The organism is Bradyrhizobium sp. 2S1 (assembly GCF_011516625.5).
Classification (GTDB): Bacteria; Pseudomonadota; Alphaproteobacteria; order Rhizobiales; family Xanthobacteraceae; genus Bradyrhizobium; species Bradyrhizobium septentrionale.
Genome location: NZ_CP147717.1, coordinates 10466373 through 10491452, shown reverse-complemented (window position 1 = coordinate 10491452; position 25080 = coordinate 10466373). Strand labels below are relative to the sequence as shown.

The window sequence follows — 25080 nt, the reverse complement described above, 5'->3', positions numbered from 1 at the left end:
AGGCGCGGCCGGCAACGGTGCGGGCTACGTTTACAGGGTGCGCGGGGTTTCGGCAATGCCGCACCTCGCGCTCCCTGACCGTCCGCGTCAGTCGACCGAGACGCCGGCGAACTCCACGACCTTGCGCCATTTCTCGGTCTCGTCGGCCACCAGTTTGCCGAATTCGGCCGGGGTCATCGGCTTCGGGATGCCGCCGACCTCGGCGAGGCGCGCCACCAGCTTGGGGTCCTTCAAGGCTTCGCCGACCGCCTTGTTGAGGATGTCGACGATTTCCGGCGGCGTGCCCTTCGGCGCGGAGATGCCGTAGAAGCCGACCGACTCGAAGCCCGGCACGGTCTCGGCGATCGCCGGCACGTCGGGCACGCTTGGCCAGCGCTGCGGCGAGGTCACGCCGAGCGCGCGGACGCTGCCGCCGCGCGACTGCTCCAGCGCCGACGGCAGATTGTCGAAGATCAGCTGCACCTTGTCGGAGATGATGTCGGGGAAGGCGATCGCTGATCCCCGATACGGCACGTGCTGCATGTCGCATTTGGTCATCGCCTTGAACAACTCGGCCGACATGTGCACCGAGGTGCCGTTGCCGGACGAGGCGTAGGCGATCTTGCCCGGATTGGCCTTGCAGTAGTCGATGAACTCCTGAACCGTCTTCACCGGCATCGCGTTCGAGACCACCAGCATGTTGGTAAGCTGCATGATGCTGGCGACAGGGGTGGTGTCACGCAGGAAGTCGTAGGGCAGCTTCTTGTAGAGTGAGGTCGAGATCGCATTGTTCGGCGCGACGAACAGCAGCGTATAGCCGTCCGCCGGCGAGTTGATCGCGGCAGCGGCTGCGATGTTGCCGCCGGAGCCGGCGCGATTCTCGACCACGAATTGCTGGCCGAGATGATCCGACAGCCACTGGCTCATGATGCGGGCGACGATGTCGACCGGGCCGCCGGCGGCAAAGCCGATCAGCCAGCGTACCGGACGGTTCGGATAGTCGGATGCGGAGGAGGGGGCAATGGAGGCAATGCAACACATCAAACCAAGCAACGCGGCACGCGCAAATCGGATCATCATTTCTTCCCGTCATTTTCTTGTGACTGTTGCCGGCATGGTTTCACAAAACGCTGCCTTTGCCTACGACCCGGCCCGTGCGACGATAGTCTTGCTCACGTGCAATGCTTGAGGCCCGAGATGAAATTCGCTGTTATGATTTGCGCCGGCGTGCTGCTGCTCGCGGGCGGCGCGGCGGCGCAAGAAGGGAGCAAGACCATTTCCAACGCAACTTCTTCCAACGCAACGAAGACCACGATCAGTTTCGCCACAGCGACGCCGGGCGGCGGCTTTCCGCTCTATGGCAATGCCTTTGCCGAGGTGATGAATGCGGCCGATCCGACATTGTCGATCGAGCCGCGCAACACCAAGGGCTCCAACGAGAACATCCCGCTGCTCGAGGCCGATAGCGTCGATATCGCAACCGTCGCCGGCGAGCCGTCCTATGAGGCCTTGATGGGCATCGGCCGGCCGAAAGCCACCAAATTGAAGATCCTCACGGCGATGTATTCGAGCCCGGGCATGTTCGTGGTCCGCGCCGACAGCCCCTACAAGACGATCCACGATCTGGTCGGTCAGCCCGTCGCGTTCGGCGCCAAGGGCTCCGGCCTGCCGATCCTGTCGCGCTACATCCTCGACGGCATCGGGCTGAAGCAGGACGAGGACTTCAAGTCGATCTATCTCGATCGCGCCGGCGACGGCCCTGCGATGGTCGAGGACGGCCGCGCCGCGGCGCTGTGGGGCGCCGGTATCGGCTGGCCCGGCTTCAGCAAGATGGCCGAGAGCGCGAGCGGTGCGCGCTTCATTGCGCCTGATACCGACGAGATCGCCCGCATCCGCGCCAAGCACACCTTCCTCAAGCCGCTGACGATCCCCGCGGGCAGCTATCCGAAGCAGACGGAAGCAATCGCCTCGGTCGGCTCCTGGAGCTACATTCTGGTGCGCGAGACCTTGCCCGACGATGTCGCCTATCGGCTCGCGAAGACGCTGCACGGCGTTGAGGCGACGTTCTGCACGAAGCTCGCACAGGCCTGCGAGACCACGGCGGCGAACACCGTCGCCGCCGCGCCCGACATCAATCTGATCCACCCCGGCGTGCTCAGATATTTCCGTGAGATCGGGGTGGCGAAATGATGAGGGCGAGTAGGGAAGTAGCGAATAGCGAATAGATGTTCCCGTTCGTCGCGCACCACCCGCCATTCGCCATTCGCTATTTCTTGATCAGCGGGCAGGCCGGATCCGGCGGGCCGAACGCGTCGTCGCCCGAGATCTTCGCCAGGATCTTGTAATAGTCCCATGGATATTTCGACTCGGCCGGGGTCTTGACCTGGACCAGCCAGAGGTCGTGCACCATCAGATTGTCCTCGCGGAGCTTGCCGTTGCGGGCGAAGAAATCCTCGACCGGCTTCTCGCGCATCTTGGCCGCGACCTTGAGCGGATCGTCGGTGCCGCTCTCCTTGACCGCATTCAGATAGGCGGTCACCGAGGAATAGACGCCGGCCTGCCACATCGTCGGCATCCGGTTCATCTTGGCGAAATAGCGCTTCGACCACTCGCGGGTCTTGTCGTCCATGTCCCAGTAGAATGAGGTGGTCAGCAGCAGGCCCTGCGCGGCGTTCAGGCCGATCGAGTGGATGTCGGTGATCAAAGCCAGCAGCGCGGCCATCTGCTGTCCGCCGGCGAAGACGCCGAACTCGGCGGCGGTCTTGATCTCGTTGGTGTTGTTCGGCGGACCGCCGGCAATGCCGATGATCTTGGCCTTCGAGGCCTGCGCCTGCAGGATGAAGGACGACAGATCGGGCGTGGCAAACGGCGGCCGCACCGCGCCGAGCACCTTGCCGCCGTTCTTGGTCACGATGGCGGAGGCGTCCTTTTCCAGCGAGTGGCCGAACGCGTAGTCGTCGGTGATGAAGAACCAGCTGTCGCCGCCGCGCTTCACCACCTCCTGCGCGGTACCGACCGCGAGCGCCCTGGTGTCGAACACCCACTGCATCGTATAGGGCGAGCAGAATTTGCCATGGAAATCGGTCGCGCCGGTCGAGTGCGTGATGAACAGCTTCTTCTTTTCATTGGCGATGTTCTGCACCGCGAGCCCGACCGCCGACACCGGCACGTCGACGATGAGGTCGACCTGATCGACGTCATACCAGCGCCGCGCGATGGTCGCGCCGATGTCGGGCTTGAGCTGGTGATCGCCGACGATCACCGTGATGGGCTTGCCCAGCACTTTGCCGCCGAAATCGTCGACCGCCATCTGCGCGGCGGTGACCGAGCCCTGTCCGGTCGGTGTCGAGGCCGGACCATTCATGTCGGTCAGCACGCCGATCTTGACGACGTCGTCGGACACCTGCGCCGATACGGTCGAGGAGGCCAGCAGCGCGGCTGCGAGCGTCCCGAACATGGCTAGTCTGGTGGCGATCATTCTGTCTCCCTCCTGAATTGGCGCATTGGCCATTATTGGTTGTGCCGAATCTCCGCGACCCGGTCATATTGGTTTCTTTTGCAACTATTTCGGGGGCTTCGTCAACGCGCCTTCGGTCTAATGACGGAGGTCCGGACCGGTCCGAGACAGTTTCTTTCGTCGCCGATTCAGTCCATAGCGGGCCATGGCCACCACCCAGCGCTTGCCGGCTTCGCTCGCCCCGCTCGATGCGGCGCTCGCCGCCGTGCTGCGCGATGTCGCGCCGGTCGAGCCGATCATGTTGCCGCCTGCCGATGCCTTGCATTGTATCGCCGCCGAGATCTCGGCCTTGTGCGCCTATCCGCCGCAGGACGTCGCCGTCAGCGACGGCTGGGCGATGCGTGCCAATGACCTGGTCGGGGCGTCGTCCTATGCGCCGTTGCCACTCGCCGAGCCTCCGGTCTGGGTCGAGGCCGGTGCGACGATGCCTGAGGGCACTGATTGCGTGGTCGATGCCGACGCCGTCGACACCTCTGGTCCGCTTCCGCAGGTGCTTGCCGAAGCCGTTCCGGGGCAGGGCGTCCGGCGCGCCGGCAGCGACATTGCGGGAGGGCACGCCGTGATCGCGGCGGGAGAGCCGCTGCTGCCGCGCGATCTCCTGCTCGCGCGGGCGGCCGGACTGCAGCTGTTGCGCGTGCGACGACCAAGGCTTCGCATCGTCAACGTCGCCAATGGTCAGCTGACTGCGCAACTGATCGCCGACACCGCGCGCCTGGCGGGTGCCGAGGTCGTCTGCACCGAGGCGCCGCCGGATGTGGCGGCGATTGCCAACGCGCTCGATACAGCTGCCTGTGATCTGATCATCACGATCGGTGGCACCGGCGTTGGTCGCACGGATGCTGCGGTGAATGCGCTGGCAAGGCGTGGCGAATTGATCGCGCACGGCATTGCCCTGCAACCCGGGCGCACCACGGCGGTGGGACGGATCGATACGACGCCGGTCATCGCCTTGCCGGGCGCGCCGGATCAGGCGTTCGCGGCCTGGTGGGCCATTGCGCTCGCCGTGCTCGATCGCCTGTCGGGCCGGCGCTCGCGCGAGACGCTGGCGCTGCCCCTGGCGCGCAAGATCGCCTCCGGCGTCGGCATCGCCGAGGTCGTGCTGTTGACGCGCCAGCAGGGTTGCTGGGCTGTGCTTGCGATCGGGGAGCTCTCGCTCGATGCCATCGCGCGCGCCGAAGCCGTGCTGATCGTGGCTGGATCGGCGGAGGGCTTTGCTGCGGGCACGGTCGTCGATGCCTATATGTTGCGGGAGTGAGTTCCCGAGATGACCGATATATCCACGCCAAAACCCAACCCATCCGTCGAGCAGGACCAGTTCCTGACCATCCTGTCGCGCGAGGAGGCGCTCGCGCGCTTCGAGACGGCGCTTTTCCCGCGCCAATTGCCGTCCGAGGCGCGGCGGCTCGCCGATGCTCTCGGCCGTGCGCTGGCGGAGGACGTGGTGGCGCCGATCGACGTGCCGCCGTTCGATCGCTCCAATGTCGACGGCTTTGCCGTGCGCTCGGCCGATCTGGTCCGCGCAGGCGAAGCCGCGCCGGTGCAACTTGCGCTGAACGACGAGACCATTTCCTGCGGGACCGCGCCGACCCGGCCGGTGCTGTCGGGCACCGCGACCGCGATTGCGACCGGCGGTCCGGTGCCGCGCGGCGCCGACGCGATCGTGATGGTCGAGCACACCGAACCCGCCGGCAATGGCGCCATCGAGGTCCGGCGCGCGGCATCGCCCGGGCAGTTCGTGTCCTATGCCGGCTCCGACATCGCACGCGGCGAGGCGCTGTTGCGCGCGGGAACCATCATCGGGTCGCGCGAGATCGGCATGCTCGCGGCCTGCGGCATCGCCGAGGTGGTGGTGGTGCGCCGTCCGCGTGTTGCGATCCTCTCGACCGGCGACGAACTGGTCCAGCCGGGCGAGATGCTGCGGCCGGCCGCGATCTACGACACCAATGGCGCGATCGTCACCGCCGCGATTGCCGAGAATGGCGGTGACGCGCATTTTCTCGGCGCGATCGCCGATGACGAGGCCCTGCTCGAAGCCGCGATGCGCACGGCGCTGGCGGAGAGCGACATGCTGGTGCTGTCGGGCGGCACCTCCAAGGGCGCAGGTGACGTCTCGCACCGGATCATCGCCCGCCTCGGCAAGCCCGGCATCATCGCGCATGGCGTGGCGCTGAAGCCGGGCTAGCCGCTGTGCCTTGCGGTTTGCGACGGCGAGCCGGTGGTCATCCTGCCGGGCTTTCCGACCTCGGCGATGTTCACCTTCCACGACATGATCGTGCCGGTGCTGCGGCGGATGGCCGGGCTGCCACCGCGCCCGGACGCCAAGGTGGCGGCGAAGGTGCCGGTGCGCATCGCCTCCGAGCTCGGGCGGACCGAGTTCGTGATGGTGTCGCTGGTCGAAGGCGCCGACGGCCTGATCGCCTATCCGAGCGGCAAGGGCTCGGGCGCAATCACCTCCTTTGCGCAGGCCGATGGCTTCCTGAAGATCGAGGCGCTTGCCGACCAGTTGCCGGCCGGCAGCGACGCCGAGGTGACGCTGTTCACGCCGCATGTCCGGGTGCCTGATCTCGTCATCGTCGGCAGCCATTGCACCGGGCTCGATCTCGTCACCGCGCCGCTGGCGCATGCCGGCCTTGTGGTGCGTTCGATCGCGGTCGGTAGCCTCGGCGGGCTCGCGGCGGCCAAGCGCGGCGAATGCGATCTCGCGCCGATCCATCTGTTCGACGACAAGACCGAGACCTACAACACGCCGTATCTTGCCGACGGCCTCGAGCTGGTGCCGGGCTGGCGGCGCATGCAGGGCATCGTGTTCCGCAGGGACGATCAGCGTTTCGTCGGCCTGAGCGCGCAGCAGGCGGTGCGCGCTGCGCTCGCCGATCCCGCCTGCATCATGGTCAACCGCAACCAGGGCGCCGGCACCCGCATCCTGATCGATCGCCTGCTGGCAGGCAGCCGGCCCGACGGCTACTGGAATCAGCCGCGCTCGCACAATGCGGTTGCGGCCGCAGTGGCGCAGCATCGCGCCGACTGGGGCATGACCATCGCGCCGGTCGCGGCAGCCTCCGGGCTCGGTTTCATTCCGCTGGCCGAAGAGCATTACGACTTCGCGCTGGTCACGGCGCGCAAGCAACGGCCCGCCGTGCAGGCGTTTCTCGACGCGCTGGCGTCGGATGAGGGTCGCGCTGCGTTGATCGAGGCGGGGTTCAGGCCGGCGTAGCCGCGATCCGCGACAGCTCCACCACGGTCGTCCCTGCGTGCGTTCTGATTCAACAGTCAAACAGCTAGTTCGGTGTCATCACCCGCGCATGCGGGTGATCCAGTATTCCAGAGGCAGGGGTGCTTGAACCGAGAGGCCGCGGCGTACTGGATCGCCCGGTCGAGCCGGGCGATGACAGTGTGGGAGGGGACGCAGCTTCGCATTCTCGCGACATGAATCGTCCGAGCTTTGCTCTTCGTTTCACCCTCTCTCGATCAGAGGGCGCAGGGAAAGCCGGGTGCCGATCGCACCCATCGGCCCCGAGCAAAGGTAGAAAGCTCGGGGGTAGGACCACAGGTGAAACCGAACAATCCGGCTTTCCCTGCGCGATGGGTTACGGCTTACTTCGTGCTCTCCCCGGCGAGACTGGGCTTGCTTGTCACCGCCCTCGCATCACGCCTTCGCGTGTTGCGACGAGACACCTGCCGCTAGGGCGTCAGGACCACACGACTTCACCGTCCGCATCATGGGCACTCGTCAGTTGCCCATTCAGCGTCCACCGCATCTCACCACAACACCGGTGACGATCACGAAGCGCCCCTCGATCGGGTGAGACGGGCGCACTCTACACCCGATTCATTGTTCGTGAAAACAGAATTATTTTCGCGCTGCGGGCTGGACAGGGTATATCACTTTGAAATTTCTAGGAAAAATGCTGTTTTGGCGCACGCGCGCCGGGCCGTCGCGACGTCAACGGGTATCGGCGTTGCGGTTGCCGATCCGGCTCAGTGCCGCATGGCCATCTCGACGAACTCCAGCACCGAGCGCGGGACTTCATCGTATTCGACGAAACGGCGCCGAAGCTCGTCGGCAATATCGGTCGTCACGTCGCGGGACCATCCTTCGTTGGTGTTGAAGGCCACGATGCGGACCGGATGGCTGTACTGGTCCTCCAGCAGTCGGCGGATCAGCGTTTTCCGGTCAGTGCCTTCGTCGGTCTCGCACCAGGCACGGCCAAGCCGGCCAAAATCGTTCAGCACCAGATAGGTGTCGTGGTCGATTTGATGCGGCACGATCGAAGGCGCGCGAGGCATAGGTTCTACTCCTGCGATGTACGTTATCGTTTTCCGGTCACCCCGTGCATTGGAAACTTGGAGGTATATCCGCTGGGTAGTGGGATGGCGCGTGACGTGAGACGAAGGTGCAATGGTTGCTTTGGATCAAAGCGTCCCGTCGCTGGTTATCCTCCATCACCGACATCGGCCTGTCGTAGGCGTCGGTGGCTGAGCGACCGATGGGGCTCCCACCCGCTCAGGGAGCGGTGCGATGTTAAGAAGGCTTCGATTTAGGAACACAACACTGGAAGAAGTGCTGGCGGTCGACGCGCAGCGCCTGCGGAAGAGGTTGCGGGTGCGTAGCCAGCCCCCGAGAGAGAGCCGATCGGCAAGGGTTGCCAAGCCTGGGCAGCCTGTCAGTCAGCGGACCGACTGATCCTGCGGGATAGCGAGCCGGCGCGGGTCAATCCGGCCGCCGTGCGTCGTTTGCGACCTTGGCCTTGGGGACCTTGGCTTGGGGGGCGTCCGGCACGGCGACGATCCTGTCGGCGCCGGTCGTCTGGCCGGCGAGGCGCTTCACCTGGTCATAGCCGATCGCAATGTCGAGGGCGAAATTGATCGCCCGTGCGATGAAAACCACGATACCCCAGAGGAAGTGGATCATCTCACCGGCCGCTTGGTCTTGCGATGCCGGTTTGTCGCGGCCGGTCGCGTACCAGTTCAAGCCGGGGCGGGCCGGCAGTCAGTGAACTCGCCAGGCAAGGGTTGCGACCAAGGGGAATGAGCAATTCCATGACGCCATCCCAGCCCCTCAATTTCCGCCGGATCGCCGCCGTCCTTGCCGCGGCCGGCACGCTGTTCTGGCTCTATACCTTCTATGCCATCGCCCATGTGGCGCCGAGCGACGGCACCGGTTTCCAGTGGCTTGCCGTGATTCCGCTCGGCATGATCTTCGGCCTGTTCTTCCTGCCGGCGTGGCTGTTGGTGGCGATCGGCCGGCTACCGCGGTTCACGGCGGCGCTCGGCGTCGGCGGCCTAATCGCGTTCGCGGTGATCTGGACGCAGCTGCTGCAGGAATTCCCGAAGACCCAGTTCTATTGAGACCCGGTTCTATTGAGCGCCGGCCGCGTCCAGCGCAGCCAGCCGCTCGGCCTCCGCGATGTCGTCCATCGTGTTGGCGTTGAAGAACGGGTCGAGCGGCGCGGTCGGCCAGGCCACGGTGGCGAGCCTGTACCGTGCGGTCCAGCGGTCGATCTTGCGCATGTCATCCACGACCAGTGCGTGGCGGAGCTCGTCGCGCAGGTCGACGCGCCACAGTCCGATCACCGGATGCGACTGGCCGTCGGACGCCGCGACCGCAAGCTGCGCGTTTTCCTCGGTGAGCGCCCGATGCAGCCGCGCCACCAGGTCGCGCGGCAGGAACGGGCAATCGGCGGCGGCGCTCAGCACCAGCGCCACTTCAGGCCGATTCGCCGCGAACCAATCGAGCGCCGCGAGAATGCCGGCGAGCGGGCCCGGAAAATCCTTCACGGTGTCGGCGATCACGGGCAGGCCGAACGCCGCGAATCGCGCGGGATCGCCGTTGGCATTGAGGATCAGCTCGCTGCACTGCGGCTTCAGCCGCGCGATCACGCGCTCCAGAATGGTGCGGCCGCCGATCGTACGCATCGGCTTGTCGCCGCCGCCCATGCGCCGCGCCAGGCCGCCCGCCAGCAGGACGCCGGGAATCTGCGCCGGGTCAAGGCGCGTCATAACGTCAGTCGTCACGCGCTTCGCCCTTGCGTTTGTGGCGCGCGGATTCATCCTCGACATAGTCGAGGTTCTGGTCGAACACGATGCGCTCTTGTCCCGATAGCGCAATGAAGCGCTTGCCGCGGGTGCGTCCGACCAGCGTCAGCCCGACCTGCCGCGCCAGCTCGACGCCCCATGCGGTGAAGCCCGAGCGCGACACCAGGATCGGGATTCCCATCCGCACCGTCTTGATCACCATCTCCGAGGTCAGCCGTCCCGTGGTGTAGAGGATCTTGTCGGCGGGATCGACGCGATGGCGATAGATCCAGCCCGCGATCTTGTCGACCGCGTTGTGACGGCCGACGTCCTCAGTGTAGCAGACCGGCGTGCCTTCCTTGCACAGCACGCAGCCGTGTATGGCGCCCGCCTCCAGATAGAGCGAGGGCATGGTGTTGATGGTGTGCGTCATCTGGTAGAGCCAGGAGGTGCGCAACTCGGCCTTGGGCAGCGCGACGCTCTCGACCGCCTCGAGCAGGTCGCCGAACGCGGTGCCCTGCGCGCAGCCCGAGGTCTGGGTACGCTTCTTCAGCTTCGCCTCGAAATTGGTGTTGTGCTCGGTGCGGACGACCACGACGTCGAGGTCGTCGTGATACTCGACCTCGGTGACGACGTCGTCGTATTTCAGCATGTTCTGGTTCAGGAGATAGCCGAGCGCCAGATATTCCGGATAGTCGCCGATCGTCATCATGGTGACGATCTCCTGCGCATTGAGATACAGCGTCAGCGGCCGCTCCACCGGCACCCTGATCTCGACCGCCGCGCCGGTCTGGTCGGTGCCTGTGACGCGCTCGGTCAGGCGCGGATCCTCCGGATTGGGGACGATCAGGGGAACAGGCGCTTTCTCGATTTTCATCATGTTGGTCAGGCTAGCATGACAACGGCTCACAGCCGATATAAAGCGTCAAGAGCTGATGCCTAGTCCCCGGTTCCGGCCGGTAGGGAGACTGCAATGAAAGTGATTGGCCTCGCGGGATGGAGCGGCGCCGGCAAGACCACCTTGCTGTCGCGGGTGATCCCGTATCTGCTTGGCCGCGGCCTTCGCGTCTCCGTGATCAAGCACGCCCATCACGAATTCGATGTCGACGTGCCGGGCAAGGATTCCTGGGTGCACCGGCAGTCCGGCGCGACCGAGGTACTGGTGTCCTCGACGCGGCGCTGGGCGCTGATGCACGAGCTGCGCGGGGCATCCGAGCCGCGCCTGCCGGAGCTGCTCGCCAAGCTGGCGCCGGTCGATCTGGTCGTGGTCGAGGGGTTCAAGCGCGAGCCGATCAACAAGATCGAGGTGCATCGCGCGGCCAACGGCAAGCCGCTGCTGTTTCCCGACGATGCGAGCGTGGTCGGCATCGCCAGCGATGTTGCGGTTGAAACGTCGCTGCCGATCGCCCATCTCGACGATATCGAGGAGGTCGCCGCCTTGATGCTGCGATCCGCGATCGCGGTCGACGACGTGCTGGCTGTGGCTTCGGCCGGGAGCTGAAGTATGATGACCTTTGGTCGGATCGCCCTGTCCACGAATTCGCATCACCTCTCCCGCTTGCGGGGGAGGTCGCATCGCATCGCGAGATGCGATGCGGGTGGGGGCTCTTTCCACAATGTGACTCGTGGTGGCACCCCCACCCCAGCCCTCCCCCGCAGGCGGGAGAGGGAGCACAATCCCGCTGCGGTTGTAACGCGAGCTCATCTCATTTCACTTTAGACGAGGCGGAATGGCGCAACTGTCCGACGATTGCTTTGCCTTTGGCGGGCCGATGATGTCGGTGGACGAGGCGGTGAGCCTGATCGCCGCGCGCGTCAGCAGGGTGTCCGATGTCGAGACCGTACGGCTTGCGGCAGCCGATGGCCGCGTGCTCGCCGGCGACATCGCAGCGCCGCTGCCGCTGCCGCCGTTCACCAACTCCGCGGTGGACGGTTATGCGGTGGCGAGCGCCGACCTGCCGACCACAGAGGCGCAGGCGTTTCCGTTGTCCGGCCGGGTGCAGGCCGGCGCATCGGCGCAGGCCTCCGTGAAGCGCGGCGAGGCGATGCGCATCTTTACCGGCGCACCGATGCCCGAGGGCGCCGACACCGTGTTCATGCAGGAGGATGTCCGGCTCGAGGAAGGTAATGTCGTGCTGCCGGCGGGGCTGAAGCCGGGCGCCAATGTCCGTCCGGCCGGCGAGGACATTCCGCTCGGGCATGTTGCGCTGCAGGAAGGGCAACGGCTGCGGCCGCAGCATGTCGCGCTCGCGGCGGCGCTGGGGCTGACCGATCTCACCGTGGTCCGGCGGCTGCGGGTTGCGGTGTTTTCCACCGGCAACGAACTGGTCTCACCCGGCGATCACCGCGCGCCGCCGCAGCTGTTCGACTCCAACCGCTTCATGCTGATGGCGATGCTGCGCCGGCTCGGCTGCGAGGTCAGCGATCTCGGGATCCTGCGCGACGAGCGCACAGCACTTGCCTCCGCGCTGCGCGACGTTGCCGGTGCGCACGACCTGATCCTGACCACCGGCGGGGTCTCGACCGGCGAGGAGGATCACGTCAAGGCCGGAGTCGAGGCGGTCGGCAAGCTCGTGCTGTGGCGGATGGCGATCAAGCCGGGGCGGCCGGTGGCGATGGGCATCATCGACGGCACACCGCTGATCGGATTGCCGGGAAATCCGGTGGCGAGCTTCGTGACCTTCGTTCATGTGGTGCGGCCGACCGTGCTGGCGCTGATGGGCGCGCGGCAGGAGCCGCTGGTGCCGTTGCCGGTGCGCGCGGCCTTTGCCTACAAGAAGAAGATCGCGCGGCGCGAATATGTCCGCGTCAGCCTTCGTCAGGCGGCGGACGGCGCGCGCGAGGCGGTCAAGTTTCCGCGCGAAGGCGCCGGCCTGCTGTCGTCGCTGGTCGACACCGACGGACTGGTCGAATTGGGCGAGCAGCTGACGCGCGTCGAGCCCGGCCAGACGGTCGGCTTCCTGTCCTATGCAAGCCTGATGTGAGCGCGCTGCGTTGACGACGCAGGGCGCGTTGACGATGCAAGGCGGCTCCGCCATGGTCGAATCATGACCACGACAAAGCTCGATCTCACCGGCCTGAAATGCCCGTTGCCGGCGCTGAAGACGCGCAAGGCGCTGAAGAGCGTGACGGCGGGCGAGTTCCTCGAAGTGCACTGCACCGATCCGCTTTCGGTGATCGACATCCCGAATCTCATTCGGGAGACCGGCGACAAGGTCGAGATCACCGAACGAAGCGACGTTCGCATCGTTTTTTTGATCGAGAAAGCAAATGGCACGATAGACAATTCAAATGCTGCATCGCCGCGTGCGCGCTAGATGCAGCTTGATATCTACCTTTTGCCAATCCACACCTATTTTCCATTCTGCGCGAATTGATAATCTCCACCGGGTTGTGGAGATCAAGTCGTGCCCGGATCAGGGCGCGTGGGGCAATACAGGGCAGGCCTAACGTTCAGAGCGGGCCGCGCGACCGGGGCACATCCGGCCGTGTCGGGGGTTGGCATTTCAGGAATGCGCGTGGCTGATCCCGGCGCATGCAGGAAATGCGCGGAGCAATGTGATGATTGCGCCGCAATGGGATGGGACGGGATCGAACACGGCAGAACGCCTGATGCAACGGCGGCTGCAGGGAGGTTTCAATGACGACGATGAGCAGCGCCGGACGCGTATCGGCTGCAGGCGCAGGTTTCCTCGACAAGGAACACACGATCGCGGCCGCCGGCTTCAATCGCTGGCTGGTGCCGCCGGCCGCGCTGTGCATCCATCTGTGCATCGGCATGGCCTACGGCTTCTCGGTGTTCTGGCTGCCGCTGTCGCGCGCGATCGGCCTGACCGCGCCGAAGGCATGCCCGGACATCTCGCTGTTCCAGGAATTGTTCACGACCACTTGCGACTGGAAGGTCGCGAGCATGGGCTGGATGTACACGCTGTTCTTCGTCGTGCTCGGTCTATCCGCCGCAATGTGGGGCGGCTGGCTGGAGCGCGTCGGCCCGCGCAAGGCTGGCTTCGTTTCTGCGCTGTGCTGGTGCGGAGGTCTCGTGCTGGGCGCGATCGGCATCATCACCCATCAATTGTGGCTGATGTGGCTCGGCTCCGGCGTGATCGGCGGCATTGGTCTCGGCCTCGGCTACATCTCGCCGGTGTCGACGCTGGTGAAATGGTTCCCCGACCGCCGCGGCATGGCGACCGGCATGGCCATCATGGGCTTTGGCGGCGGCGCCATGATCGGCGCACCGCTCGCCAATCTGCTGATGAACTATTTCAAGACGCCGACCTCGGTCGGTGTCTGGGAAACCTTCCTGACCATGGGCGTGATCTATCTGGTGTTCATGATGATCGGCGCGTTCCGCTACCGCCTGCCGCCGTCTGGCTGGCAGCCGGAGGGCTGGACGCCGCCGGCCAAGGCCAACGCGATGATCTCGACCAAGAACGTGCACCTCGATAACGCGCACAAGACGCCGCAGTTCTGGCTGATCTGGTGGGTGCTGTGCTTGAACGTGTCGGCCGGTATCGGCGTGATCGGCATGGCCTCGCCGATGCTGCAGGAGATCTTCGCCGGCAAGCTGATCGGGCTGCCCAATATCGGCTTCAACGCGCTCGACGCCTCGCAGAAGGCGCAGATCGCGGCGATCGCCGCGGGCTTCGCCGGCCTGCTGTCGCTGTTCAACATCGGCGGCCGGTTCTTCTGGGCCTCGCTGTCGGACAAGATCGGCCGCAAGAACACCTATTACACGTTCTTCGTGCTCGGCATCGTGCTCTATGCCCTAGCGCCGACCTTCGCCGCGATGGGCTCGAAGCTGTTGTTCGTGCTCGGCTTCGGCATCATCCTGTCGATGTATGGCGGCGGCTTCGCCACCGTGCCGGCCTATCTCGCCGACATGTTCGGCACCCAGTTCGTCGGCGCGATCCATGGCCGGCTCCTGACGGCGTGGTCGACCGCGGGCATCATTGGCCCTGTCGTGGTGAACTACATCCGCGAATTCCAGCTCGCCGCCGGCGTGCCGCGCGACCAGCTCTACAACACCACGATGTACATCCTGTGCGCCATGCTGATCGCGGGCTTCATCTGCAACTATTTGATCAAGCCGGTCGATCCGAAGTGGCACATGAGCGACGCCGAGGTGGCGAAGCTGCAGGCGGCGACGGCGACCGGCGGCAATGGTGCGACCGGATCGTTCGGCATCGGCAAGGGCGGTCTGGACGGCAGGGCGGCGCTGTTCTGGCTGTTCGTCGGCATTCCGCTGGCCTGGGGCATCTACATGACGCTGCTCAGTGCAGTCAAAATCCTCTGACCGCGATCATCATCGCCGCGGGTTGCCGGTTCCCGGCGCCTGCGGCGTTCGCTTTATTCAATGAACAGAAAAAGGATTGGGGGATTTTGATGTTTCGCACCCGGATTTGCCTTGCCGCCGCGCTGCTCGCGATAGGGCTTCATGCTGCCTCGGCCCAGACCGCGGCGCCGGCCGCCCCGGCACCGGCCGCCACCACGGCCAAGCCGTCGAAGATCAAGCTGACCATGGAGAAGCTGAAGGCCATGAAGGCGCAGTGGCGCGCCAACAAGCCCAAGCTCAAGGCCTGCCGCGGCGAGGTGAAGTCGAAGGGACTGACCGGTGACGACCGCTGGTTCTACATCGAGGAGTGCATGGGCAAGACGTGAGAACCGCCCGCTCCGCAATGGGTTGGTTTCAAAGGGCGTGACAGCGCCGGCTGCATGCCCTTAATGCTGTTTGGAATGCTTCGAATTTAGTTGGCATCTGGCATGCCAACGGCTAGACTATTGATCTGGCAGCAGGAAACGAGACGCCCTGATGACGACGGATGACGTTCACAAGGTCCGCAATTTCGAGCACCCCGGTGCCGGGCGGAAGCGCGCCAAGGCCACGCCCAAGGGCCGCCAGGTCGATCCGACCGCAGCCCACGAGGTCGAGCAACTGCTCGGCGACCGTCCGCGGCAGCGCGACATGCTGATCGAGTACCTGCATTTGATCCAGGACACTTATCACCAGATCTCGGCGGCGCATCTTGCCGCCCTTGCCGACGAGATGAAGCTGTCGTTCGCCGAGGTGTTCGAGACCGCGACCTTCTACGCGCATTTCGACATCGTGAAGGAGGGCGAGCCCGATATCGCGCCGCTGACGATCCGGGTCTGCGATTCGCTCACCTGCGCGATGCTGGGCGCGGAGCGATTGCTCGAAGAACTCAAGGACAAAGCGGGCCCCGGCATCCGAGTCGTGCGCGCGCCCTGCGTCGGGCGTTGCGACACCGCGCCCGCCGCCGAGGTCGGTCACAATTTCATCGACCATGCCACCGTCGACAATGTGCTGGCGGCAGCGAAGGCCGGCGACACCCATGCGCATCTGCCGGCCACGATCGGCTATGATGCCTATGTCGCGGACGGCGGCTACAAACTGCTCAACCAGCTGCGCTCAGGTGAGCTCGCAAGGGAAGACCTGCTCAAATCGCTCGATGACGCCAGCCTGCGCGGGCTCGGCGGCGCCGGCTTTCCGACCGGGCGCAAATGGCGCGCGGTGCTGGGCGAGCCCGGCCCGCGGCTGATGGCGGTCAACGGCGACGAGGGCGAGCCCGGCACGTTCAAGGATCGCTATTATCTCGAGACCGATCCGCATCGCTTCCTCGAGGGCATGCTGATCGGCGCGCATGTGGTGGAGGCGTCTGACGTCTACATCTACATCCGCGACGAGTACCCGGCGTCGCGCGAAATCCTCGAACGCGAGATCGCAAAGCTTCCCGCCGGCGGCCCGAAGCTGCACATGCGCCGCGGCGCCGGCGCCTATATCTGCGGCGAGGAATCCTCGCTGCTGGAGAGCATCGAAGGCAAGCGCGGCCTGCCGCGTCACAAGCCGCCTTACCCGTTCCAGGTCGGCCTGTTCGGCCTGCCGACGCTGATCAACAATGTCGAAACGCTGTGGTGGGTGCGCGACATCGTGGAGAAGGGCGCCGAATGGTGGAAGAGCCATGGTCGTCATGAGCGGCACGGGCTGCGCAGCTTCTCGGTCTCCGGCCGGGTGAGGAATCCCGGCATGAAGCTCGCACCTGCCGGCATCACGGTGCGCGAACTGATCGACGAATATTGCGCCGGCATGGCCGACGGCCACGTCTTCCACGCCTATCTGCCGGGCGGCGCATCGGGCGGCATCCTGCCGGCTTCGATGGACGACATCCCGCTCGATTTCGGCACGCTGGAGAAATACGGCTGCTTCATCGGCTCGGCGGCGATCGTGATCCTGTCGCAGCAGGACAGCGTCCGCCTCGCGGCGTTGAACCTGATGCGCTTCTTCGAGGACGAGAGCTGCGGCCAGTGCACGCCGTGCCGCGCCGGTACCCAGAAGGCGGCGCAGCTGATGGAGCGGCCGGTCTGGAACCGGGCCCTGCTCGACGAATTGAGCCAGGCGATGCGCGATGCGTCGATCTGCGGCCTTGGCCAGGCCGCCTCCAATCCGCTGACATCGGTGATCAAATACTTCCCCGACGAGTTCAAGGAAGCTGCCGAATGACCAAGATCACGTTCGAGCTCGACGGCAAGCAGGTCGAGGCCAATCCGGGCGAAACCATCTGGCAGGTCGCCAAGCGCGGCGGGCAGGAGATTCCGCATCTCTGCTACTCGCCGGCGCCGGACTACCGGCCCGACGGCAATTGCCGCGCCTGCATGGTCGAGATCGAGGGCGAGCGCGTGCTGGCAGCGTCCTGCAAGCGCACGCCGTCGGTCGGCATGAAGGTCAAGACCGCGAGCGCGCGCGCCGTCGCGGCGCAGAAGATGGTGATGGAGCTTCTGGTCGCCGACCAGCCGGCGCGCGAGACCTCGCACGATCCGGATTCCAAGTTCTGGCACTGGGCAGAGAAGACCGGCGTCACCGAAAGCCGCTTTCCGGCGGCGGAGCGCTGGACCGCCGATGCCAGCCATCCGGCGATGCGGGTCAATCTCGACGCCTGCATCCAGTGCGGCCTGTGCGTGCGTGCCTGCCGCGAGGTCCAGGTCAACGACGTCATCGGCATGGCTTATCGTAATCACGGCTCGAAAATCGTATTCGACTTCGACGACCCGATGGGCGAGTCGACCTGCGTGGCCTGCGGCGAATGCGTGCAGGCCTGCCCGACCGGCGCGCTGATGCCCTCCGTGATGCTCGACGACAAGCAGACCCGCGTCACCTATCCGGATCGCGAGGTGGATTCACTGTGCCCGTATTGCGGCGTCGGCTGCCAGGTCACCTACCAGGTCAAGGACGAGAAGGTGATCTATGCGGAAGGCCGCGACGGCCCGGCCAACCACAACCGGCTCTGCGTCAAGGGCCGCTTCGGCTTCGACTACATCCATCACCCCAATCGCCTGACCAGGCCGCTGGTGCGGCTGCCGGGTGTCAAGAAGGACGCCAACGATCAGGTCGATCCGGCCAACCCCTACACCCATTTCCGCGAGGCGACGTGGGAAGAGGCGCTCGATCTTGCTGCGGCGGGCTTACGGAAAATCCGCGACGAAAAGGGTGCCAAGGCGCTCGCCGGGTTCGGCTCGGCCAAGGGCTCGAACGAGGAAGCCTATCTGTTCCAGAAGCTGGTCCGCACCGGCTTCGGCTCCAACAATGTCGATCACTGCACGCGTCTGTGTCACGCCTCGTCGGTGGCGGCGCTGTTCGAGGGATTGAGCTCCGGCGCGGTGTCGGCGCCGTTCGCGGCCGCGGCCGATGCGGAAGTGATCTGGGTGATTGGCGCCAATCCGACCGTGAACCATCCGGTCGCTGCGACCTTCATCAAGAACGCCGCCAAGCGCGGCGCGAAGCTGTATGTGATGGATCCGCGCCGGCAGACGCTGTCGCGCCACGCCACGCAGCACCTCGCATTCAAACCGGGCAGCGACGTCGCGATGCTGAACGCGATGATCCACACGATCATCACCGAAGGCCTGACTGACGAGCAGTACATCGCCGGCTATACCGAGGGCTACGAAGAGCTCAAGGCCAAGATCGTCGACTTCACGCCCGAGAAGATGTCGGCTATCTGCGGCATTCCCGCGGAGACGCTGCGCGAGGTGGCGCGTGCCTATGCGCGTGCCAAGTCGTCGATCATCTTCTGGGGCATGGGAATCAGCCAGCACGTCCACGGCACCGACAATGCACGCTGCCTGATCGCGCTGGCCTTGATCACCGGCCAGGTCGGCCGCCCCGGCACCGGGCTGCATCCGCTGCGCGGGCAGAACAACGTGCAGGGCGCCTCCGACGCCGGCCTGATCCCGATGTTCCTGCCGGACTATCAGCCGGTCGGCCGTGACGACATGCGCGGCGCCTTCGAGAAGCTGTGGGGGCAGGAGCTCGATCCGGTGCGCGGACTGACCGTCGTCGAGATCATGAACGCGATCCACGCCGGCGAAATCCACGGCATGTATGTCGAGGGCGAGAATCCGGCGATGTCGGATCCGGACCTGCAGCACGCGCGCGGCGCGCTGGCCATGCTCGATCACCTCGTGGTGCAGGACCTGTTCGTCACCGAGACGGCGTTCCACGCCGACGTCATCCTGCCGGCCTCGGCGTTCGCCGAAAAGTCCGGCTCCTTCACCAACACCGATCGCCGCGTACAGCTGGCGCGCGAGGTGATCAGGCCGCCGGGCGATGCAAGGCAGGATCTCTGGATCATCCAGGAGATCGCCAAGCGGATGGGATTGCCCTGGAATTATGCGGGCCCGGGCGAGGTCTTCACCGAGATGGCTCAGCTCATGCCGTCCCTGAAGAACATCACGTGGGAGCGCCTGGTCCGCGAGGGCGCGGTGACCTATCCCGTCGACGATCCGGACAAGCCGGGCAATGAGATCATCTTCACCACCGGTTTCCCGACCGAGAGCGGCCGCGGCAAGATCGTGCCGGCCAAGGTGATCCCGCCGGACGAGCTGCCCGACGCCGAGTATCCGATGGTGCTGTCGACCGGACGCGTGCTCGAACATTGGCACACCGGCTCGATGACGCGTCGCGCCCAGGTGCTCGACCAGATCGAGCCCGAAGCGGTCGCGTTCATGACGCCGAAGGACATGCGGAAGAAGGGGCTCGCACCAGGCGATTTCATCCGCCTCGAGACGCGCCGCGGCGCCGTCGAGGTCAAGGTGCGCGCCGACCGCGACGTGCCGGAGAACATGGTGTTCATGCCGTTCTGCTACGCGGAGGCGGCGGCGAACCTGTTGACCAATCCGGCGCTCGACCCGTTCGGCAAGATCCCGGAATTCAAGTTCTGCGCGGTGCGCGCCGAGAAGGCCGAGTTCCGTTCGGCGGCGGAGTAGAGCGAGCGCCTAATATCCCATCCTAGAGTCCCATGGCGCATCCGTCGCCACGCGGATCGTGTGCGCCTTTGATCGTGCCATCGTCCTGTATCACGATGGCTCCGGCCTGTCCGGCCAGCGGGCTAAGCGCGGGAATGGTCGCGATGCTGTGGCCGCGCCTCGCCAAATCATCGAGCGCGGCGCCGCTGACGCTGGCCTCGAGCTTGAGGCTGTCGCGTTGGTCCGAGAATGTCTTGCCAAGCAGGAAACGCGGGCGCGCCAGCGCTTCCTGTGGGTCGAGGCGATAGTCCAGGAGACGTGTGAGCAGCACCGCCAACGTTTGCGGTTGCCCGTCGGCTCCTTGCGTGCCGCACAGAGCGTATGGAGTGTCCTCCTTGAGGACCATGCTTGGATTAAGCGTATAGAACGGACGCTTCCCGGCGCGAACAACGTTCGGGCTGCGCGGATCAAGGCTGAAGGCGGCTCCCCGGTTCTGCCAGAGAATGCCGGTATCCCCGACAACGATGCCGCTGCCCCAGTCGTAATAGGTGCTTTGCAGGACGCTGACGCTGTGCCCGAACCGGTCGGTGACCGCAAAGTAGACCGTGTCGCCGGTCTTGAACGGATGCGGCCAGTCGAGCGCGCGGTCCATCTTGATCGATTGCGCCTTGCGCTTGAGGTGGCCGGGAGCCAACCATTGGTCAGGCGGTTGCGCAGTAAAATTCGGGTCCGCAATGCGGGGGCGGTCCAGGAACGCCTGCTTCACCGCTTCCACACACAGATGGTAGTGGTCCGCACTGCCTTCAGGAATTTTGCCGAGGTCGAATTCGCGCAAGACCCCCATGATGGCGAGGGTCGAAATGCCCTGCGTCGGCGGCGGCGGCGCGAGTAACGTGAAGCCCCGGTAATCGAGGCTGACCGGTTGCTCGAGGGAGGATCGTGTCTTGCGAAGATCGTTCGCGGTCACCGGAGAGCCGACAGCTTCCAGTCCTTTGGCAATCCTTGCGGCAAGCTCTCCCTCGTAGAACTCCCGCGCGCCGTGCCGGGCAATCGCCTTGAGACTGTGCGCCAGGTTCGGCTGAGCAAAGCTTTCACCCTCTTTGGGACGATGCCCGTTCGGCATGAACGTCGCGCAGAAGTTGGGCCAGCGGTCCACCTCGGTCTTTCTGAAGTCCAGCCAATACAGCTGTGAAGCAGTGATCGGAAAGCCGTTTTCGGCGTAACCAATCGCGGCATCCAGCAGCGACGGGAAGCTGAATTGCCCACGCCAATGTGCCCTCGAATAGGCGTGGGCCTGCTCCCAGCTGTCGACCGCACCTGCCGTGACGATTGTGGAGCCGGGACCGCGGAAGGGGATCGCATCCTGGAAGTTCGGCAGATGCTCCACCGCCTGGCCGAGCCCCATAAGGACATTCTTGCGCCCGCTGCGGTCGGCGATGATCCAGATGGCATCGCCGCCAATTCCGCAGAAGTGCGGGCAGGTGACCGTGATCACGGCTCCGACGGCGATCGCCGCTTCCATGGCGTTGCCGCCGTCACGCAGCACCTTCAGACCTGCTTCGGTGGCCAGCCCGTGCGGGCTCGCCACCATGCCGTGGGTCGAGCGGGCTTGTGTCAGCGATTCAGGTGCTGCCTCGGCAACGCCGTCAGATCGACCGGAGGTTCTATCGACATGGAGATTCATCGCGTTCTTTCAATTCACTTGCAGACAAGGAGCGGCCGGCACTTTCCGGATCGTGATGCGATCCAATAAAATCGCATCACGATCCTGCCCGCTTTGCCTGAGCATGATTTCCCCACACAACTTCACGCCTGTCGGGAGGGAACAACCTCAGGCAGGCGTTGATCTGCGGTTTCGGTATGATGGTGGTGAGCTCCGAAGTGCGCGGTCAGCCAGGCGTAGATCGGTCCCAGCAGATTCATCAGGAGCGGGGCCGCCAGTGCGGCGAGCGGATCGCCTGGTACCGGCCCAAATCCTCCGAACACGGTTGCGAAGTACGATGCGAAGCCGAAGAACATTCCCGGGACGAAGCTGAGGGCAGGAATGCGTCCCAGCAGCATCATTGCGCCGTTGAAGACGAACAGGATGACGCACTCGGCGAGGATCTGGGCAGTCCCCGTCAGATGCTGCGCCGAGAACTTGAAGCAAACCACGATGATGTAGGCGAAAATGCCGCCGATGATCATGGTGGGCCAGAACTTCTTCAACAAGCCGATGGAAGGCCCGCCGGCCGCGAATGTGCCCGCCCAGGTGATGAAGATCGCCCACGGCGGGAAGTGGAATGAGGTCATGTTGATGAAGATCGTGGTGACGGCTAGAAGTGACGCGACAACTTCGGCTGGCAGCTTTGTCATGTGTGGTTTCCTCGCTTGGTGCTTTTGCTTGTTTGTTCGGCTTCCGCTACGGCTCGCCATCACGAATGAGCGTGGCCGCATCCCCTGCAGATTCGACTTTCGTGCCGGGTAATAACCGTCACGCGTCCGCGCTTGAGAACCCAGGAGCGCGGCGGAATGTCCAGCAACACATCCCCGAAGGCGAACGTGTCGAAGATCACGATGTCCGCCGGCTTGCCCACCGCCAGACCGTACTGATCGGACAACCCCACCGCACGCGCAGCGTTGGAGGTGCCCATCCTGAGAACCTCGAGCTGATGTTCGGGCGTGCCAAACTGGATGAGATGGGCCAGCAGACTGCCGATCTGAAGCGGGTCGGCTTTCCCGAAAGGAGTGAAGGCGTTGCGGATATTGTTCGAGGAGTAGGCAACATTGACGCCGGCGGCGTGCAACGCGCGCACCGGTGTCAGGCCACGACGTGGCCGCGCATCGTCCTTCCGGCCGCCGAGATAGGTGTCCGTGGCGGGCAGCGTGACGATGGTGATGTCTGCTTCCCGCAGCAGATCAATGACCGGCTTCGCCTGTTCGGACGTCAGAGCACCAAGGCTCGTCATGTGGCCCAGGGCGACCCTGCCTCGATAATTCGTATCGATGGTTTTTCGCGCGATGTATTCCGCCGCGGCGAAGCGCCTGTCGTCGGTGTCGTCGGCAAAGTCGGCGTGCATGTCGATGTCGAGATCGTGCTTCAAAGCCAGATCGAACACCTTGTCGACATGTTTGCACGTATCGTCCCAGCTCAACTCGTTATAGGGACAGCCGCCGACCACGTCGGCGCCCATCGCTATTGCCTGCTCCATGAGGTCGATCACACCCGCGGTCTTCAGCAGGCCTTCCTGCGGAAAGGCAACGATTTGCAGATCGAGCAGATCCTTGTACTCGTCCTTCAGCTCCAGGGCGGTCTCGACTCCAATCAGTCCCTGGATCGGGTCGACATCCGGATGGGCGCGAACGAAGACCGTGCCGCTGCGGACCGCCATGTCCAGAACCCTGCGCGATCGCTCCAGCACATCGCTTCGCTCCTGCTTCGCCTTGAGGATTCCGGTGACCCGGATGGCTTCCTCCAGGGTTCCGGAACGAGCGGGCAGTCGGCGATGCACAAATGCCTTTTCGAGATGCAAGTGCGGTTCGATGAAGCCCGGCATGGCGACGCGGCCCTCCGCATCGATCTCCTCTTCACCCACCCTGTCGAGGCTCTCCTCAATCGCCGCAATTCGTCCTCCGCGAATTCCGATATCCATGAGGGGCTGCTCGTCGCTAAGCCGAACCTGGCGAACGACCATTTCCATCGATGATTCCTCCCTGGCTTCGTCGGAGCTTTGTTTTTTGTTTCTCCGACGCGTTGAGAAGCCTAGGGCAGAACCTGCCGCGAGATAATCGGTGGGTTCCTAGTCCTACTGCGTCACAAACGATGATCTGTCTAGTGGTCGAACTTGATCGCACAACAAGGACATCTCGACAGCGTTCGGACGAGCCCATGTTCGAGGCGCCGTCGCATCGTCGCGATCGAATTTGGAATGTGACGTTGGGTCCGCAGCGGCAAATCCGCGGGGTCTGTAATCTGCGGGAATGCGATCGAGCAGGATCGGCCGGGCGTGCCGAGTGCCTGAGGGGGGAATCGTCTCCCGCTCGGAGATCAGGAATCCGTAGGCTGCGATGCACATTGTTGCGTGATGATGAAAGCCGCGCCAGCCGCGTCCCTCGAAGTGGCCGAGCCCGACCTCCTGCTTGAGTTCCTGATAGTCGCGTTCGATGCGCCAGCGCAATTTAGCCGTCTCAACGAGAGTCCGGAATGCCACATCCTCCGGCAATGTCGAGAGCCAGTATTTGGTAGGCTGGTCCTCGCCTTTTGGCCATTCGATCAGCAACCATTCCTCCAATCGCCGGGTGGTTTGCCAATAATCACGATGCGCGGCACGGACCCGCACGCGGGCAAAGCGCGAGGTCAGCTTTTCGTTCGTTCCTTGCCGCCACGTGATGGTGCGCCAAGCTTTGGCCGGCAGGCCGATCGCGAGCGCCTTGACGGCGGCCGGCTGATGCTGACGGTTGCGGCGCATCAGTTTCGGTGGACGGCCGCGGCCCGACCATGGCTTCGGCGGCAAGGGACCGGTACCGGGCGCCCATACCGTTGTGCTCGACAGAAGACCCGCCACATAGGTCAATCCCAGCGCCGTGATCTCCGTGCGCAGGTCGCTGTTATTGCCATAGCCCGCGTCCATCAGTACGACACCGCGTGGAAGGCCGCTCGCGCAGGCCCACCGCAACTGCTCCAGCGCGATCTCCGGCTTGGTCCGGAAGCCAACTTCGGCAGGAATGCCCACCTTGCGCCGCCGATCGCAGTCCTCAGTCCATTCCTTCGGAAGATAAAGGCGATAAGCGACAGGCAGGCTGGCGTGGTGGTTGGCAATCGACAGTGACACCGCCACCTGACAATTATCCTGCTTGCCGAGCTGCCCGCAATATTGCCGTGCAACTCCAACTGAATGTCGGCCCTGCTTGGGAAATCCGGTATCGTCGATGATCCAGGCTTCGATGGGGCCCTGGCGTTCAATCGCCGGCAGGACCATCTCACGTACCTTGCCCAGCACCTTCTCATCCGACCAGGCGCCGCTGCCGACGAAATGCAGCAGCGATTGATGCTGGGCGGCCGTCCGTTCCGGAGCTGTCACCGCCGCCATCGACTCCACGCTCTTGCGACCGCCACAGGCCATCAGGCCGACGCAATAGTCGCGCAGCGGCGCCTTCCGATCAGCATGACCGATGACACTGGCAAGCCCTTCCAAATACGTCGCAAATCGCTTCTCGCTCGTCTTGGTGCCACGCCCGCTCATGTCGGCCTCTCGACTGATGGTCCGTGCTTCATCCATCGCTGATTCTGGCCGGCGGTTTTGTGACTCAGTCAGACTAGGAGGCGGCTAGGA

At 64.6% G+C, this 25080-nt stretch carries 20 protein-coding genes and 1 pseudogene; 11 read left to right on the top strand and 10 right to left on the bottom strand.

Going from position 1 to position 25080, the window contains the following annotated elements; translation table 11 throughout:
- Positions 1-87: 87 nt before the first annotated feature.
- Positions 88-1056, bottom strand: a complete 969-nt coding sequence (locus HAP54_RS49860) for a Bug family tripartite tricarboxylate transporter substrate binding protein (RefSeq protein WP_166298367.1) — start codon at positions 1054-1056, stop codon at positions 88-90.
- A gap of 120 nt (positions 1057-1176) precedes the next feature.
- Here HAP54_RS49860 and HAP54_RS49855 point away from each other — a divergent pair, with 120 nt between their 5' ends.
- Positions 1177-2169, top strand: coding sequence for a TAXI family TRAP transporter solute-binding subunit (locus HAP54_RS49855; RefSeq protein WP_224741449.1), 993 nt, complete (start codon positions 1177-1179; stop codon positions 2167-2169).
- Positions 2170-2245: 76 nt separating this feature from the next.
- On the opposite strand, the gene HAP54_RS49850 is transcribed toward HAP54_RS49855, so the two are convergent.
- Complete coding sequence (locus HAP54_RS49850; protein WP_166298366.1) at positions 2246-3457, bottom strand: ABC transporter substrate-binding protein; 1212 nt, start codon at positions 3455-3457, stop codon at positions 2246-2248.
- A gap of 184 nt (positions 3458-3641) precedes the next feature.
- On the opposite strand from HAP54_RS49850, the gene HAP54_RS49845 reads away from it, so the two are divergent.
- The gene (locus tag HAP54_RS49845) at positions 3642-4751 is read left to right on the top strand and encodes a molybdopterin-binding protein (RefSeq protein WP_166298365.1); all 1110 of its coding nucleotides are present in this window, start codon (positions 3642-3644) and stop codon (positions 4749-4751) included.
- A gap of 9 nt (positions 4752-4760) precedes the next feature.
- A pseudogene (locus tag HAP54_RS49840) lies at positions 4761-6710 on the top strand (molybdopterin biosynthesis protein).
- Between the two features lie 764 nt (positions 6711-7474).
- Here HAP54_RS49840 and HAP54_RS49835 read toward each other — a convergent pair.
- Positions 7475-7783 carry a hypothetical protein gene (locus HAP54_RS49835; RefSeq protein WP_029079108.1) on the bottom strand — a complete coding sequence of 103 codons (309 nt, stop codon included), beginning with the start codon at positions 7781-7783 and terminating at the stop codon, positions 7475-7477.
- Positions 7784-8207: 424 nt separating this feature from the next.
- Entirely contained in the window at positions 8208-8408 is a 201-nt protein-coding gene (locus tag HAP54_RS49830) for a hypothetical protein (RefSeq protein WP_166298364.1), read from the bottom strand.
- Positions 8409-8536: 128 nt separating this feature from the next.
- Here HAP54_RS49830 and HAP54_RS49825 point away from each other — a divergent pair, with 128 nt between their 5' ends.
- Positions 8537-8845 carry a hypothetical protein gene (locus HAP54_RS49825; protein ID WP_224741450.1) on the top strand — a complete coding sequence of 103 codons (309 nt, stop codon included), beginning with the start codon at positions 8537-8539 and terminating at the stop codon, positions 8843-8845.
- Positions 8846-8854: 9 nt separating this feature from the next.
- Here the strand turns inward: HAP54_RS49825 and mobA are convergent, their stop codons facing one another.
- Both mobA and HAP54_RS49815 read right to left on the bottom strand, forming a co-directional pair.
- Positions 8855-9496, bottom strand: coding sequence for a molybdenum cofactor guanylyltransferase MobA (gene mobA, locus HAP54_RS49820; RefSeq protein WP_166307255.1), 642 nt, complete (start codon positions 9494-9496; stop codon positions 8855-8857).
- 4 nt (positions 9497-9500) lie between these two features.
- A complete protein-coding gene (locus tag HAP54_RS49815; RefSeq protein ID WP_166298362.1) occupies positions 9501-10391 on the bottom strand; it encodes a formate dehydrogenase accessory sulfurtransferase FdhD in 891 nt (296 codons plus the stop codon).
- 93 nt (positions 10392-10484) lie between these two features.
- On the opposite strand from HAP54_RS49815, the gene mobB reads away from it, so the two are divergent.
- The 7 genes from mobB (at position 10485) to fdhF (ending at position 19789) form a co-directional block, all read left to right on the top strand.
- Positions 10485-11012, top strand: coding sequence for a molybdopterin-guanine dinucleotide biosynthesis protein B (gene mobB, locus HAP54_RS49810; RefSeq protein ID WP_166298361.1), 528 nt, complete (start codon positions 10485-10487; stop codon positions 11010-11012).
- 229 nt (positions 11013-11241) lie between these two features.
- On the top strand, positions 11242-12495 hold the full coding sequence (glp, locus tag HAP54_RS49805; RefSeq protein WP_166298360.1) for a gephyrin-like molybdotransferase Glp: 1254 nt from the start codon (positions 11242-11244) through the stop codon (positions 12493-12495).
- Between the two features lie 63 nt (positions 12496-12558).
- Complete coding sequence (locus tag HAP54_RS49800) at positions 12559-12828, top strand: sulfurtransferase TusA family protein (protein ID WP_166298359.1); 270 nt, start codon at positions 12559-12561, stop codon at positions 12826-12828.
- 323 nt (positions 12829-13151) lie between these two features.
- The gene (locus HAP54_RS49795; RefSeq protein ID WP_166298358.1) at positions 13152-14804 is read left to right on the top strand and encodes an OFA family MFS transporter; all 1653 of its coding nucleotides are present in this window, start codon (positions 13152-13154) and stop codon (positions 14802-14804) included.
- An 89-nt stretch (positions 14805-14893) separates the two neighbouring features.
- The gene (locus HAP54_RS49790) at positions 14894-15169 is read left to right on the top strand and encodes a hypothetical protein (protein WP_166298357.1); all 276 of its coding nucleotides are present in this window, start codon (positions 14894-14896) and stop codon (positions 15167-15169) included.
- A 151-nt stretch (positions 15170-15320) separates the two neighbouring features.
- On the top strand, positions 15321-17027 hold the full coding sequence (locus HAP54_RS49785) for an NADH-ubiquinone oxidoreductase-F iron-sulfur binding region domain-containing protein (protein ID WP_175619341.1): 1707 nt from the start codon (positions 15321-15323) through the stop codon (positions 17025-17027).
- A complete protein-coding gene (gene fdhF / locus HAP54_RS49780) occupies positions 17024-19789 on the top strand; it encodes a formate dehydrogenase subunit alpha (RefSeq protein WP_166298356.1) in 2766 nt (921 codons plus the stop codon). Before HAP54_RS49785 ends, fdhF begins: the two co-directional genes overlap by 4 nt.
- A 22-nt stretch (positions 19790-19811) precedes the next feature.
- On the opposite strand, the gene HAP54_RS49775 is transcribed toward fdhF, so the two are convergent.
- From HAP54_RS49775 to HAP54_RS49760, 4 genes are all read right to left on the bottom strand, one after another.
- Positions 19812-21359, bottom strand: coding sequence for a gamma-glutamyltransferase family protein (locus HAP54_RS49775; protein WP_166307249.1), 1548 nt, complete (start codon positions 21357-21359; stop codon positions 19812-19814).
- Positions 21360-21574: 215 nt separating this feature from the next.
- Positions 21575-22123 carry a DUF1097 domain-containing protein gene (locus HAP54_RS49770; RefSeq protein ID WP_166298355.1) on the bottom strand — a complete coding sequence of 183 codons (549 nt, stop codon included), beginning with the start codon at positions 22121-22123 and terminating at the stop codon, positions 21575-21577.
- Between the two features lie 59 nt (positions 22124-22182).
- The gene (locus HAP54_RS49765) at positions 22183-23448 is read right to left on the bottom strand and encodes an amidohydrolase family protein (RefSeq protein ID WP_166298354.1); all 1266 of its coding nucleotides are present in this window, start codon (positions 23446-23448) and stop codon (positions 22183-22185) included.
- A gap of 105 nt (positions 23449-23553) precedes the next feature.
- On the bottom strand, positions 23554-24990 hold the full coding sequence (locus HAP54_RS49760) for an IS701 family transposase (RefSeq protein ID WP_166306603.1): 1437 nt from the start codon (positions 24988-24990) through the stop codon (positions 23554-23556).
- Positions 24991-25080: the final 90 nt, after the last annotated feature.

Excerpts from the sequence above, each read along its gene's own strand:
- HAP54_RS49860 (WP_166298367.1), bottom strand. The coding sequence starts at position 1,056 with ATGATCCGATTTGCGCGTGCCGCGTTGCTTGGTTTGATGTGTTGCATT.
- HAP54_RS49855 (WP_224741449.1), top strand. The coding sequence starts at position 1,177 with ATGAAATTCGCTGTTATGATTTGCGCCGGCGTGCTGCTGCTCGCGGGC.
- HAP54_RS49850 (WP_166298366.1), bottom strand. The coding sequence starts at position 3,457 with ATGATCGCCACCAGACTAGCCATGTTCGGGACGCTCGCAGCCGCGCTG.
- HAP54_RS49845 (WP_166298365.1), top strand. The coding sequence starts at position 3,642 with ATGGCCACCACCCAGCGCTTGCCGGCTTCGCTCGCCCCGCTCGATGCG.
- HAP54_RS49835 (WP_029079108.1), bottom strand. The coding sequence starts at position 7,783 with ATGCCTCGCGCGCCTTCGATCGTGCCGCATCAAATCGACCACGACACC.
- HAP54_RS49830 (WP_166298364.1), bottom strand. The coding sequence starts at position 8,408 with ATGATCCACTTCCTCTGGGGTATCGTGGTTTTCATCGCACGGGCGATC.
- HAP54_RS49825 (WP_224741450.1), top strand. The coding sequence starts at position 8,537 with ATGACGCCATCCCAGCCCCTCAATTTCCGCCGGATCGCCGCCGTCCTT.
- mobA (WP_166307255.1), bottom strand. The coding sequence starts at position 9,496 with ATGACGCGCCTTGACCCGGCGCAGATTCCCGGCGTCCTGCTGGCGGGC.
- HAP54_RS49815 (WP_166298362.1), bottom strand. The coding sequence starts at position 10,391 with ATGATGAAAATCGAGAAAGCGCCTGTTCCCCTGATCGTCCCCAATCCG.
- mobB (WP_166298361.1), top strand. The coding sequence starts at position 10,485 with ATGAAAGTGATTGGCCTCGCGGGATGGAGCGGCGCCGGCAAGACCACC.
- glp (WP_166298360.1), top strand. The coding sequence starts at position 11,242 with ATGGCGCAACTGTCCGACGATTGCTTTGCCTTTGGCGGGCCGATGATG.
- HAP54_RS49800 (WP_166298359.1), top strand. The coding sequence starts at position 12,559 with ATGACCACGACAAAGCTCGATCTCACCGGCCTGAAATGCCCGTTGCCG.
- HAP54_RS49795 (WP_166298358.1), top strand. The coding sequence starts at position 13,152 with ATGACGACGATGAGCAGCGCCGGACGCGTATCGGCTGCAGGCGCAGGT.
- HAP54_RS49790 (WP_166298357.1), top strand. The coding sequence starts at position 14,894 with ATGTTTCGCACCCGGATTTGCCTTGCCGCCGCGCTGCTCGCGATAGGG.
- HAP54_RS49785 (WP_175619341.1), top strand. The coding sequence starts at position 15,321 with ATGACGACGGATGACGTTCACAAGGTCCGCAATTTCGAGCACCCCGGT.
- fdhF (WP_166298356.1), top strand. The coding sequence starts at position 17,024 with ATGACCAAGATCACGTTCGAGCTCGACGGCAAGCAGGTCGAGGCCAAT.
- HAP54_RS49775 (WP_166307249.1), bottom strand. The coding sequence starts at position 21,359 with ATGGTGGCGAGCCCGCACGGGCTGGCCACCGAAGCAGGTCTGAAGGTG.
- HAP54_RS49770 (WP_166298355.1), bottom strand. The coding sequence starts at position 22,123 with ATGACAAAGCTGCCAGCCGAAGTTGTCGCGTCACTTCTAGCCGTCACC.
- HAP54_RS49765 (WP_166298354.1), bottom strand. The coding sequence starts at position 23,448 with ATGGAAATGGTCGTTCGCCAGGTTCGGCTTAGCGACGAGCAGCCCCTC.
- HAP54_RS49760 (WP_166306603.1), bottom strand. The coding sequence starts at position 24,990 with ATGAGCGGGCGTGGCACCAAGACGAGCGAGAAGCGATTTGCGACGTAT.